This is a genomic window from Pseudomonas meliae (genome assembly GCF_001400515.1).
Taxonomy (GTDB): Bacteria; Pseudomonadota; Gammaproteobacteria; order Pseudomonadales; family Pseudomonadaceae; genus Aquipseudomonas; species Aquipseudomonas amygdali.
In genome coordinates this window covers 19,169-31,419 of the sequence record NZ_LJQT01000257.1, presented here as the reverse complement: position 1 = coordinate 31,419, position 12,251 = coordinate 19,169, and the positions used below count along the sequence as shown (strand labels likewise).

The following is a 12,251-nucleotide window of genomic DNA, read 5'->3' as shown; positions in this document are numbered from 1 at the left end:
TTGTTCAGCGTCTCCTTAACCCTAAAACAAGGCATAAATGTCAAATAAAAGCGTATTTTTCTTTCATTTCGTATTTTTTCTTTACAATTTAGGAACTCTTGTTAAACCTACTGGTCGATGGGTTTAAGATTTTTCAGGACGAAGAAAGACAGCTCGCAAGTTGCGATGCGTGCTGTACGCTATTTCTTGCCCGGTCTTTATCCGATTTCTGCCTTTTGCAGAATTCACTTCTTTTTTCTGTGGAGTTAACTACGATGAAATTCTCTGTAATCAGTGCGGGCGTTGTTCTGGGTCTGGCCCTTAGTGGTGCAGTAGTTGCCGCTGAAGCGACCGATGACGATGCAACATCCGGTGCAAGCGATTCGACGGTCATGACTCAGACCCAGGACGACAAGGCAGCGCAGAAGGCGCAAAACCAGAAGACCGAAGCGACAAAAGGTGGTCGCCCGCAGAACGCAACCCCTCAAAAGCAGTCAAATTGATCGTTTGAAGCCTTCGAGCACAGCACTTTCCAGTCGGAGAGTGCTGTAACATGTCCCTCCGAAGTAGCAAAATGCCCTCATTCATGCCGCCAGTTCCCGTCGATGTTTCCCGCCTCCTCATTCCGGATGCCGCGCAGGTTTGCGCCTGGCTGACCGAGCACGCGGGTCTGAAAATGGCCGATCTGGAGCGGGCGCAACGTTTGCAGCAAGAGTCTGAAGGCACCGAGCTGCTCGGGCTGTTGACTCGTCTGGGTCTGGTTTCCGAATTTGAACTGGCCCGCGCATGGGCAGCCCTGTTGCAGGCACCGCTGCTACTTGCTGACGCTGTGCCGCCGCTGCTCGACCCCTTGCCGCCTTTGACCGAGCGCTTCATGCGCCACTATCAAGTCGTGCCCGTAGGCTGGAGCGATCAAGGGCTGCAATTGCTCAGCGCCAACCCCGGTACGTTGTACCCGTTCCAGGCCATCGCTTATGCCTGCGAAGTGCCGGTGCGGCTGTCCATCGGGCCGCGCAATGAAGTCGAAACCCTTATTGAGCGTTATTACGGACAGGGCCGCTCGGCAATGGGCACCCTGATCGAGAACCTGGATGAGGAGGGCGGCTCGCTGGAAGACATCGAGCACCTCAAGGATCTGGCCTCCGAAGCGCCGGTCATTCGTCTGGTCAACCTGATTCTGCAACGCGCGGTCGAACAGCGTGCGTCGGACATTCATATCGAGCCGTTCGAGAGCCAGTTAAAAGTGCGCTATCGCATCGACGGCGTGCTGCATGAGGCCGAAGCGCCACCGTCCAGTTCTTCGGCGGCGGTTATTTCCCGGGTGAAGATCATGGCGCGGCTGGACATCGCCGAGCGTCGTCTGCCGCAGGATGGCCGGATCATGCTGCGCATCCAGGGCAAGGAGCTGGACCTGCGGGTGTCTACGGTGCCCACCAGCTTCGGCGAATCGGTGGTCATGCGTTTGCTGGACCGGCAGACCATCAATTTCGATTTCCCCAGCCTGGGTTTCGACGGCGAGCGGCTGGATGAATTTCTCGACGTGCTGGAGCGTCCGCACGGCATTCTGCTGGTCACCGGGCCGACCGGCTCCGGCAAGACCACCACTCTTTATACTGCGCTCTCACGGCTCAATACCGCCGAGCGCAAGATCATCACCGTCGAAGACCCGGTCGAGTATCAGCTCGAGGGCATCAATCAGATTCAGGTCAAGCCTTCCATCGGCCTGGACTTCGCCGGGGCACTGCGCTCCATCGTGCGTCAGGACCCGGATGTCATCATGATCGGTGAGATGCGTGACCTGGAAACCTGCCGTATCGCCATTCAGTCCTCGTTGACCGGTCACCTGGTGCTCTCGACGCTGCACACCAACAGCGCGGCGGCGAGTATTACCCGTCTGCTGGACATGGGCGTCGAAAGCTACCTGATCGCCTCGACGGTCAACGGCATTCTGGCCCAGCGTCTGGTCCGCCGTCTTGATCCGGCAACGCGTGAAGCCTTCGATGCGCCGCCGGAGTTGATTGCCGAGCACGGGCTGGAGCGCTTCACTGACGAGCGCCCGATTCGCCTGTATCGCCCGCGTGCCGATGCACCTGGCGGCGGTTACCGGGGGCGCAGTGCAATCACCGAGTTGCTGGTCATGAACGAAGAGCTGCGCAGTCTGTTGATGCGCCACGCCGACGCTTCGACGCTGGAAGAAGCTGCCAGACGCGGCGGGTTGCGCACGCTGCATGAAGAGGGCCTGCGCCAGGCCGTTGCCGGGGTGACCTCGCTGGAGGAAGTGCTGCGCGTCACCCGAGGTGAAGGCACATGAGCCTGTTCAAGTACCGCGCACTGGATGCTCAAGGTGCGCCGCAGAACGGCACGCTGGAAGCCCGCGACCAGGATGCTGCAATCGCCGCGCTGCAAAAACGTGGCCTGATGGTCTTGCAGATTGACGCGGTCGGTATGGGCGGGTTGCGCCGCGCACTGGGCAGCGGCTTGCTCAATGGGGCAGCGCTGGTCAGTTTCACGCAGCAGCTCGCAACGTTGCTCGGTGCCGGACAGCCGTTGGAACGATCTCTTGGAATTCTGCTCAAACAGCCTGGACAACCGCAGACCAAGGCATTGATCGAGCGCATCCGCGAACAGGTCAAGGCCGGCAAGCCGTTGTCCGTTGCGCTGGAAGAAGAGGGCACACAGTTTTCGCCACTTTATATAAGCATGGTCCGCGCCGGTGAAGCCGGGGGCGCGCTGGAAAGCACGCTGCGTCAATTGAGTGATTACCTTGAACGTAGCCAGCTGCTGCGTGGCGAGGTCATCAACGCGCTGATCTATCCGGCCTTTCTGGTGATCGGCGTACTGGGCTCGCTGGCCCTGTTGCTGGCCTATGTAGTGCCGCAATTCGTACCGATCTTCAAGGATCTCGGCGTGCCGATTCCGTTGATCACCGAGGTCATTCTCAACCTCGGACAATTTTTGAGCAACTACGGCCTGGCTGTTCTGGCGAGCCTGATCGCGCTGATCTGGGGCATGGCCATTCGCATGCGCGACCCACAGCGCCGTGAACGCCGCGACCGCCGCATACTCGGCATTCGGGTAATCGGTCCCTTGCTGCAACGCATCGAGGCAGCGCGTCTGACTCGAACGCTTGGCACGCTGTTGACCAATGGAGTGGCGTTGTTGCAGGCGCTGGTGATCGCTCGCCAGGTCTGCACCAACCGCGCCTTGCAGGCGCAGGTGGAGCAGGCTGCCGAGTCGGTGAAGGGCGGCGGCACGCTGGCCAGTGCGTTCGGCGCGCAACCGCTGCTGCCGGATCTGGCGCTGCAAATGATCGAGGTCGGCGAACAGGCGGGCGAACTGGACACCATGCTGATGAAGGTCGCCGATGTGTTCGACGTCGAGGCCAAGCGCGGTATCGACCGCATGCTCGCCGCGCTCGTACCGGCGCTGACGGTGGTGATGGCGGGCATGGTCGCGGTGATCATGCTGGCGATCATGCTGCCGCTGATGAGCCTGACCAGCAATATCTGAATCCATGAAAGAGGAAACCACTCCGATGACTTTTAGCCGCACACGCTTCAAACCCGCACGCCGACAGGGCGGTTTCACTTTGCTGGAAATGCTCGCGGTTATCGTATTGCTGGGCATTGTTGCGACCATCGTCGTGCGCCAGGTAGGTGGCAACGTCGACAAGGGCAAATACGGCGCAGGCAAGGCTCAGTTGGCCAGCCTGGGCATGAAGATCGAAAGCTATGCGCTGGACGTCGGTTCGCCACCCAAGACTTTGCAGCAACTGACCGAGAGACCGGGCAACGCCTCGAACTGGAATGGCCCTTACGCCAAGCCTTCGGACCTTAAAGACCCGTTCGGCCACGCGTTCGGCTACCGCTTCCCGGGCCAGCACGGCAGTTTCGACCTGATTTTCTACGGCCAGGACGGTCAGCCGGGCGGCGAAGGGTACAGCGCCGACCTGGGCAACTGGGAGTAACGTTCAGCATGAGAACGCCTGTCGCAAGCCGGGGTTTTACCCTCATGGAAATGCTGGTAGTGCTGGTGTTGATGAGCATTGCCGTCGGTCTGGTGGGTTTCGGTCTGCAACAGGGTTTGAGTACCGCGAGTGAGCGACGCGCGGTCGGCGACATGGTCGAGGCGCTTAGGGCAACCAGAGTGCGTGCGATTGTCACCGGTCAGCCTGCACGCACTGAGTTCAATCTGCGCAAGGCGACTTTCAAGGCGCCCGGCAAGCGTGAGGTGCACTGGCCTGAAAATCTGCATGTGACCATGCAGACCGCGTCGGATCTCGGCTCGTCCGTGGAGTTCTACCCGGATGGCGGCTCCAGTGGCGGCAACGTGGTTGTCGCCGACGGCGACCGGCGCTGGCGTATTGATATTGGCTGGCTGACCGGTAGCGTTCAGGTACGGTCGCTTTAATGAAAACATCACAGTCGGGGTTCACCCTGCTGGAGATGCTTGCTGCATTGACCGTTATGGCAGTGTGCAGCGGCGTTCTGCTGGTTGCATTCGGGCAGAGCGCTCGCTCTCTGCAACAGGTGTCGCGCAGTGACCGGATCAGCCATGCAGCACGCACGATTATGGATCAGGAAAGTGCCGGCCCGCTGGAAAACGGTACGCGTCAGGGAACACTCGCAGGCATCGACTGGACCCTGGATATCCGTCAACTGTCGGGTGCCAATGGTGAGGCACGGATGTTTCGCCTCGACCTGATGCTCAGCGAGCACCAGCGCAAAGCGCAGTTCAGTACGCTTAAACTGCGCGGCGCTGTCAGCGGGGCCGGATCATGACCCGTACCCAACGTGGTTTCACGCTGCTGGAAGTACTGTTGGTGATCAGTCTGTTGGGCGTGCTGTTGGTGTTGGTTGCGGGGGCGCTGCTGGGTGCCAACCGTGCGGTGCTCAAGGCCGAACGTTACACCGTGAACCTGGACGAAGTCCGCGCCGCGCAGGCGTTTCTGCGTAGCTCGATTGGTCAGGCCCTGCCGCTGGATACGTCTGCCGAAGACGACGTCAACAGCGGTTTTTTTGAAGGCTCGGCGCAGCAGTTGCGCTTTGTCGCCACGCTGCCCGGTGAGCTGGGCGGTGGCATACAGGTGCACAGCCTGGAACTTGGAGGGCCGCAAGGCCATCGGTCTTTGCAAGTGTCTTTTGCTCAGGTCCAGTCTGGTGCAAACGGCATTGCCCTGAAACCTTGGGGTGAGCCTCAGGTGTTGTTGCAAAACGTCGAGTCACTGACGTTCAGTTATCGCGGGCTGACCCCCAAGGGCAAGCCGACAGGCTGGATGGCCGAATGGCCCTGGCCGAATCGTTTGCCCGGTGCTGTAAGGATCGACCTGAAGATCAGCGGGGCGGTGAAGTGGGTCCCCGAAGTAGTCGCTTTGCGTCTGGACCTGTCCGGTGGGGCGGGCGGCGAATGAATATAGCCAATCGACAGCAGCGTGGTGTTGCGCTGCTGGTGGTGCTTTGGGTGCTCGCGCTGTTGAGCCTGCTGCTTGGCGGGCTGGCCGGGTGGGTGCAACTGGAAAGCCGACAGGCACTCTGGTTGCGCCAGAACACTCAGGCGCTGATGGCCGCCGAAGCTGGCATGAATATGGCTGTGCAGGGTTTGCTTGATCCTGCGCAGCGCAAACGCTGGATTGCCGATGGGCGTCTGGTGTCGTTGCGGATGGATGATACGCAATTGCTCGTCAGCATCAGGAGCGAGCGCGGCAAGCTGGACCTCAACAGCGCGCCGGTGGCGGATATATCGCGGCTGTTGCAGGCCTGCGGCGCAGCTAAGAATCAGGCCAGCGGTATTGCCCAGGTGCTGGAAGAGCAGCGCAACGGCGGTCAGTCACTGTTGCGGGTGGTTGAGGAAGTACGCCAGTTGCCGGGCATGAGTCAGGCGCTTTATGCCCGGCTGTTGCCGGAAATAACATTATGGAGCGGCCTGGATCGGCCCGACCCGGCATTCGCTTCGGCGTTGCTGCGACGGGCCTTGAACCTGCCGAACCAGAGCGCGGTCGGGGCCGATCCAGGTGAAGTGCTGGCCATCGACAGCCGCGCAGAACGACCGGGCGGTGTGACTGCCCTGTTACAAACCACTGTTTTATTGAGCCCATCGGAGGGAGGCGCACAGCCCTACAGGGTGTTGCGTTGGCAAGAATGAATTCATCAGTTTCTGCACGTCTGGCGCCTGTCTACGCGTTACGCGAACAGGTCGCCCGGCAGTGGCGTGGCAGTCCGGCGCAACACGGTTGGCAATGGTGGGTCGCGGAGCTTCGCGCCTGCCTGCCGCCGCGTGTGCGTCGCTGGCTGGGCCGCGAGACCCTGGAGCAGGCGCACTTCTGGCCGCTGGTCGAGCCGCTGCCCGATGCATCGCCTCAGGCACGACGTGTGCTGTTGCTGCCAGCGTCGGCGGTGCTGGTGCAGCCCCTGCAACTGCCAGCTGCCGCGGCGCGCAATCTGTCGACTGTCGTCGGTTACGAGCTGGACCGCTTCACCCCGTTCGACGCTGGCCAGTTGTATTTTGTGGCCCGTCAGGACAGTCGCAGCGCCAGCTTTGTGCAGGTCACACTGGTGGCGATATTGCGCGAGCGGCTGGACGCGATACTCAGTGAGTGCGCCGAGCGCGGTTTGCGTCCCGATGCGGTAGATGTCGTCACTGACATGGGGACTGCCGCCATGGGTACTGGCGGGCAGCGTATGGGCATCGACCTGTTGCCGATGCCACTGCGCCCGCAGCAATCGCACTCCGGTCATCGTTTGCAGCGCTGGCTGCTCTGGCTGTGTGCCGGTTTGCTGCTGAGCGCCATGCTGTTGTGGCTGAATGACCGGCAGAGTCTGCTCGATGACATGCAGGCCAGTGTCCAGGCGCAGAAGGCCCAGGTGGGTGAGATTCAACAGCTGCGTCAGCAGTTGACCAACACGCTGGGCGCAGCCAATTACCTGATCCGCCGCAAGGCTGCGCAACCGCCGCTGTCGGCGCTGCTCAGTGAATTGACCGCTTGCCTGCCTTCGGACACCTGGATCGAGCATCTGGAAATCAGTGACAGCGCCGAAGTTGCGTTTTCCGGGCAAAGCGCCAAGGCCAGTGCCCTGATCGGCCGCGTCAAGGATTGTCACAGTCTGGACAACGCGCAGTTTCAGGGCGTGATCCAGCCCGACACCAAGACCGGCAAGGATCAGTATTCACTGCGTGCGCATTTGCACCAGAACCAGCATCAGGAGAACGCCGATGCGCCGTCCACTGACAAGCCGTGAGCGGCGGGGCGCGGCCCTGATGATTCTTGCCTTGGTGCTGTGCCTGGCTTATTGGCTGTTGATCGACAGTTGGTTCGCCGGACCCTTGCGCGACATCAGCGAGCAGACCGACCAGTTGCGCGAACAGCAGCAGCGTTACGCCGGCCTTCTGCAGCAGGGCGACTCATTGCGTGAGCAATTGGAACAGGCCCGTAGTGACCCGGCCAGCAGCACCAGTCTGTTGCCCGGCGAAGACCCGAGTGCTGTGGCGGCGGATCTGATGCAGCGCATTGCCGACCTGATCAGCAGCCAGGCAAGCACTGGCGGCGGCTGCGAGTTGACCCAGCGTATGCCGATCACGCCAGAGCAGGACAGCGCCGAGCCGTATCGGCAGGTCAAGGTCAGCCTGACCCTGAACTGCGCCATCGAACCGCTGACGGCCATTCTGCATGCGCTGGAGTACCAGCGCCCGTTTCTGTTCATTGACGAGATGAGTATGCGTCGCGATGCCAATGCTCCGGCCAGCGGTGCCGCCGGCAAACTGGTGGTGCACCTGCTGGTGCGCGGCTACCTGCAACCGGCCAGCGCCGGAGAGGGTGAGCAATGATCGGTTCCTTACGCCCGCTGGAGTGGTCGCTACTGGCTCTGGCCGCGCTGCTGGCGGGGCTGATCGCCCTGATTTTCAGTGGCGCTGCACACTCGCCCGACTGGCTGCCGGAGCAGGCACCGCGCAACCCGATCGATCAGAAGGCGCAGACCCACGATGCGCCGTCGGCGACGCTGGACAGCCTGGCCAATACCTGGAAAACCCCGCTGTTCAGTCCTGACCGCAGCCCGGACGTGGCGGTTCGCAAAGCCGACGCGCAGGCCACCAGCCTGGCCGGCCTGACCCTGACCGGGGTGATCATGGACGGCTCGCTGCGTGTTGCACTGATCAAACAAGCCAGCGGTCCAGCGTTGAAGATCCGTCAGGGCGATCGCCTGCCCAACGGCTGGACGCTGGACCGTCTGGAGCCTACCCAGGCCACCTTTCAACTCGATGGCCGTACGCAAATGCTACGCCTGCCCGCGTTGCGTCTGCCGCCGCCGTCGAGTACACCGCCTATTACCTTAACCAACGATTCCACCCTGTGATGGGTACCTTTTCTGGAGTTTCTGCCATCGCTACCTTGCGCACACCCTTGCTTTGCCTGGCTACCGCCGTCGCCCTAGGCGGCTGCGCGTCAAAGCCCGACACTCTCGATCCCGACAATGGCATGCTGCAGGAAGCGCTCCAGGGAACCGGTTCACAACGCCCGCCGGTAGACCCGCGCAGCGAACGACCGCCAGTCGAGCCACCTTCACAGCAACCGGCGAGCTCGCCGCAGCGCCAGATCATCAAGGGCAACCAGCGTTTCATCCGCCAGCCCGCTGCTGCTCCGGCGGCGCGTCCGGCCGAAACCGGCGACATCGTCTTCAATTTCACCAATCAGCCGATTCAGGCGGTGATCAACAGCATCATGGGTGATCTGCTGCACGAGAATTACAGCATTGCCCAAGGTGTAAAGGGCGATGTCAGCTTCTCGACCTCCAAGCCGGTCAACAAGCAGCAAGCGTTGTCGATTCTTGAAACGTTGCTGTCCTGGACCGACAACGCCATGATCAAACAGGGCAATCGCTATGTGATCCTGCCCTCGAATCAGGCCGTTGCCGGCAAGCTGGTGCCGGAAATGCCGGTGGCGCAACCGTCGGCGGGCATGTCGGCGCGGTTGTTTCCGTTGCGTTATATCTCGGCGACCGAAATGCAGAAGCTGCTCAAGCCGTTCGCCCGGGAAAACGCGTTCCTGCTGGTTGATCCGGCGCGCAATGTACTGAGCCTGGCGGGTACGCCCGAAGAGCTGTCCAACTATCAGGACACCATCGACACGTTCGATGTGGACTGGCTCAAGGGCATGTCGGTCGGCGTATTCGGTCTGCAACGTGCCTCGGTCGGTGAACTGATGCCTGAGTTGCAGAAAATGTTCGGTCCGGAGAGCGGCATGCCGCTGGCGGGCATGGTGCGTTTCCTGCCGATCGAGCGGACCAATTCGGTGGTGGCGATTTCCTCGCAGCCTGAATACCTGTGCGAAGTCGGCGAGTGGATTCATACCATCGATGAAGGCGGCGGTAACGAGCCGCAGATGTACGTGTACGACGTGCGCAACATGAAAGCTACCGATCTGGCCAAATACCTGCGGCAGATCTACGGGTCGGGTGCCATCAAGGAAGACTCGGCAGCCAAGGTTGCGCCGGGGCTGCGCACCACCACCTTGTCATCGCTCAACTCCAATGGCGGCAGCGGTGTTGGCGGCATGAGCAGTTCCAACCGGCTGGGCAGCAACGGCGGTGGCATGAGTAATGGCGGCGGCTTTGGCAACAGCCAGGGCATGAACAACAGCCAGAACAGTGGCGACAGTGAATCCGAGAGCGACGATCAGAGCGGCGGTGAATCGGATTCGGCCAGCCAGGAAGGTGGAGGCGCGAACGGCAACAGCAAGTCGCTGGACGCCAGCACGCGCATCACTGCGCAGAAGAGCAGCAACCAGTTGCTGGTACGCACCCGTCCGGCGCAGTGGAAGGAAATCGAGTCGGCGATCAAGCGCCTCGACAATCCGCCGCTACAAGTACAAATCGAGACGCGCATTCTGGAAGTCTCGCTGACTGGCGAGCTGGACATGGGCGTGCAGTGGTATCTGGGACGCTTGGCGGGCAACTCGGGTACAACCGGCAACGTTACCAACACTGCGGGCAGTCAGGGTGCGATTGGTACCGGCGGGGCTGCGCTTGCTTCTACTGACGCGTTCTTCTACTCCTTTGTCAGCAACAACTTGCAGGTCGCCTTACGTGCGCTGGAAACCAATGGTCGAACCCAGGTCCTGTCGGCACCATCGCTGGTGGTGATGAACAACCAGCAGGCGCAGATTCAGGTTGGTGACAACATCCCGATCAGCCAGACTTCGATCAACACTAACACCTCCACCAACACCACATTGAGCAGCGTCGAATATGTGCAGACCGGTGTGATTCTCGACGTCGTGCCGCGCATCAATCCGGGCGGACTGGTGTACATGGACATTCAGCAGCAGGTCAGTAGCGCCGACACCAATTCCACTAACAACGACGCCAACGGCAATCCGCGTATCTCCACGCGCTCGGTCGCTACGCAGGTGGCCGCGCAGAGTGGCCAGACAGTGCTGCTGGGCGGTTTGATCAAGCAGGATAACGCCGAGACGGTCAACGCTGTGCCGTATCTGGGACGCATTCCGGGCTTGAGGTGGCTGTTCGGCAGTACCAGTAAGTCCAAGGGCCGTACCGAACTGATCGTGCTGATCACGCCGCGAGTCATCACCAGCAGTAGCCAGGCACGTCAGGTGACGGATGACTACCGTCAGCAGATGCAGTTGATCAAGCCGGAAGTTTCGCGGACCAGCATGCAGAACTGAGGCTGTGTCAGTTTCTGCTTCCGAGCCCACTCACGACGCTGCTTGCTGGCAGCGTCAAACAGAGGTCATGAACCGATGCTGAAATTTTTCACTGCCTTGCTGTTTGCCGTTGCCGGCATGGCGCAGGCGCAGGACACCCTGCACACTGATCTGCCGCTGGATTACCTGGCACAGGTCAACGTCGAAACCCCGAACCGGCCGCTGGTGATCTTCATTCATGGCTACGGCAGTAATGCGGCTGACTTGTTCGGGCTCAAGGAGCATCTTCCGGCCGATTACAACTACCTGTCGGTGCAGGCTCCAGTGGAGTTGCGCGCTGACAGTTACAAGTGGTTCACCCAAAAACCAGGCGTGCCTGACTACGATGGCGTGACCGAAGACCTCAAGAGCAGCGGCAAGCAGTTGAGCGCATTCATCACCCAGGCCACCGGCAAGTTCCACACGCAGCCGGGCAAGGTGTTTCTGGTCGGGTTCAGCCAGGGCGCGATGATGAGCTACGAAGTCGCCCTGCGTCAGCCCAAGCTGGTAGGGGGGATTGCGGCGTTGAGCGGGCGGTTGTTGCCGGTGGTGCAGTCCGAGCTCAAAGCCTCTGATGACCTCAAGCGCCTGAACGTCTTCATCGGTCACGGGGTACAGGATCGCCAGGTGGCCTACGCCAGCGGCCCGCAAGCCGAAGCCACGCTGAAGTCGCTTGGCCTGTCACCGCAATTTCATGGGTATGAAGGGCTGGGGCACAGCATCAACGAAGCCGAAGTCATTGACCTGGCTAACTGGCTGCAGCAGTCAGTCCGGTAGCGAATACGTGCGTCGTCATACTCAAGACGACGCACCCTCTATGTTTGCTACTTAATTGACCTTGACCTCGTTGAACTTGAGCACGTTGTCCTTGTTCTCGCGATCACGGAAGGTCAGCTTCAAAGCAGGTGACTGCTTGACCCGGCCCTTGGCCGCTTCAAAGATCAGCGTCACGCGGGTAGGGACGTTACGGATCAACTGGAAGCTGTCCCAGCGGTCGTATTTCGCATCGCCGACACGCAGTTGCGAAAGGCCCAGAGCGCCGCCTGTTTCTTCGAACAGGCTGATCGGGTTCAGAAAACGGAAGTCGCGGTCTGTACTTTTGTTGGTCAGCTCCAACATGCAGGTAGGCGACTGGCCATTCTGATCACAACCCAGCAACTCCATACTCACGTTGTCGACCGTCTCGGAGCGTTTGCCGAACAGGTTGGCGGTTTCATTCTCGGTGAACAGTGTTTGACCGCGGGCGAAATCGACCGAAGGTTTAGCGTATTCGCCGCCCAGTTTGAAGAGCACCGCGCAGAGAAACAGTGATAGCGCCAGCCAGACACTGAGTTTGAGAATTGAGAGAAGCTTTCTGGCCAGGAAGGCGATACAAAACCCGCTTATCACCATACCTGTGCCGACGATAATGACCAGTGTCTTCCAGTTGATGAAGTCAATACTGAGGCCAAGAACGGCCGGGTCCGGGAAAAGGTAGGTGAAGATGCTCCAGATAACTCCAATCATGCCGCTGACGCCGATCGATATCCTGGCGAAAATCGCGGAAATTTTGCTTGTTCGTAGTGCTGCGTCCATTGCT

Annotated in this window: 14 protein-coding genes; 13 read left to right on the top strand and 1 reads right to left on the bottom strand. The window is 60.5% G+C overall.

The features are described from left to right. Window positions 1-254 precede the first annotated feature (254 nt). The 13 genes from ALO64_RS25540 (at window position 255) to ALO64_RS11990 (ending at window position 11,449) form a co-directional block, all read left to right on the top strand. Complete coding sequence (locus ALO64_RS25540) at window positions 255-482, top strand: hypothetical protein (RefSeq protein WP_044344500.1); 228 nt, start codon at window positions 255-257, stop codon at window positions 480-482. An 83-nt stretch (window positions 483-565) separates the two neighbouring features. Further along, window positions 566-2,290 carry a type II secretion system ATPase GspE gene (gene gspE, locus ALO64_RS12045; protein ID WP_044344499.1) on the top strand — a complete coding sequence of 575 codons (1,725 nt, stop codon included), beginning with the start codon at window positions 566-568 and terminating at the stop codon, window positions 2,288-2,290. Continuing rightward, complete coding sequence (gspF, locus tag ALO64_RS12040; RefSeq protein WP_044344497.1) at window positions 2,287-3,489, top strand: type II secretion system inner membrane protein GspF; 1,203 nt, start codon at window positions 2,287-2,289, stop codon at window positions 3,487-3,489. The genes gspE and gspF overlap by 4 nt, the downstream gene beginning before the upstream one ends. A gap of 25 nt (window positions 3,490-3,514) precedes the next feature. Beyond that, window positions 3,515-3,946, top strand: a complete 432-nt coding sequence (gene gspG / locus ALO64_RS12035; RefSeq protein WP_002553963.1) for a type II secretion system major pseudopilin GspG — start codon at window positions 3,515-3,517, stop codon at window positions 3,944-3,946. A gap of 8 nt (window positions 3,947-3,954) precedes the next feature. After that, window positions 3,955-4,389: a prepilin-type N-terminal cleavage/methylation domain-containing protein gene (locus ALO64_RS12030; protein WP_002553962.1), complete on the top strand. Its 435-nt coding sequence runs from the start codon at window positions 3,955-3,957 to the stop codon at window positions 4,387-4,389. Further along, a complete protein-coding gene (locus ALO64_RS12025; protein WP_002553961.1) occupies window positions 4,389-4,760 on the top strand; it encodes a type II secretion system protein in 372 nt (123 codons plus the stop codon). Before ALO64_RS12030 ends, ALO64_RS12025 begins: the two co-directional genes overlap by 1 nt. After that, window positions 4,757-5,389 carry a prepilin-type N-terminal cleavage/methylation domain-containing protein gene (locus ALO64_RS12020; protein WP_005731910.1) on the top strand — a complete coding sequence of 211 codons (633 nt, stop codon included), beginning with the start codon at window positions 4,757-4,759 and terminating at the stop codon, window positions 5,387-5,389. The genes ALO64_RS12025 and ALO64_RS12020 overlap by 4 nt, the downstream gene beginning before the upstream one ends. Next, window positions 5,386-6,120, top strand: a complete 735-nt coding sequence (locus ALO64_RS12015) for a general secretion pathway protein GspK (RefSeq protein ID WP_044344496.1) — start codon at window positions 5,386-5,388, stop codon at window positions 6,118-6,120. Before ALO64_RS12020 ends, ALO64_RS12015 begins: the two co-directional genes overlap by 4 nt. Then, window positions 6,117-7,214, top strand: coding sequence for a type II secretion system protein GspL (locus ALO64_RS12010; RefSeq protein ID WP_044344495.1), 1,098 nt, complete (start codon window positions 6,117-6,119; stop codon window positions 7,212-7,214). Before ALO64_RS12015 ends, ALO64_RS12010 begins: the two co-directional genes overlap by 4 nt. Beyond that, the gene (gene gspM, locus ALO64_RS12005) at window positions 7,189-7,800 is read left to right on the top strand and encodes a type II secretion system protein GspM (protein ID WP_002553957.1); all 612 of its coding nucleotides are present in this window, start codon (window positions 7,189-7,191) and stop codon (window positions 7,798-7,800) included. The genes ALO64_RS12010 and gspM overlap by 26 nt, the downstream gene beginning before the upstream one ends. After that, the gene (locus ALO64_RS12000; RefSeq protein WP_054991722.1) at window positions 7,797-8,327 is read left to right on the top strand and encodes a type II secretion system protein N; all 531 of its coding nucleotides are present in this window, start codon (window positions 7,797-7,799) and stop codon (window positions 8,325-8,327) included. Before gspM ends, ALO64_RS12000 begins: the two co-directional genes overlap by 4 nt. After that, window positions 8,327-10,654 carry a type II secretion system secretin GspD gene (gene gspD, locus ALO64_RS11995; protein WP_044344494.1) on the top strand — a complete coding sequence of 776 codons (2,328 nt, stop codon included), beginning with the start codon at window positions 8,327-8,329 and terminating at the stop codon, window positions 10,652-10,654. The genes ALO64_RS12000 and gspD overlap by 1 nt, the downstream gene beginning before the upstream one ends. Window positions 10,655-10,729: 75 nt before the next feature. Continuing rightward, entirely contained in the window at window positions 10,730-11,449 is a 720-nt protein-coding gene (locus tag ALO64_RS11990; protein ID WP_005745664.1) for an alpha/beta hydrolase, read from the top strand. Between the two features lie 51 nt (window positions 11,450-11,500). Here ALO64_RS11990 and ALO64_RS11985 read toward each other — a convergent pair whose 3' ends face one another. Further along, window positions 11,501-12,247 (bottom strand): hypothetical protein, encoded by a 747-nt coding sequence (locus ALO64_RS11985; RefSeq protein ID WP_044344493.1) that lies wholly within the window; start codon window positions 12,245-12,247, stop codon window positions 11,501-11,503. Window positions 12,248-12,251 lie beyond the last annotated feature (4 nt).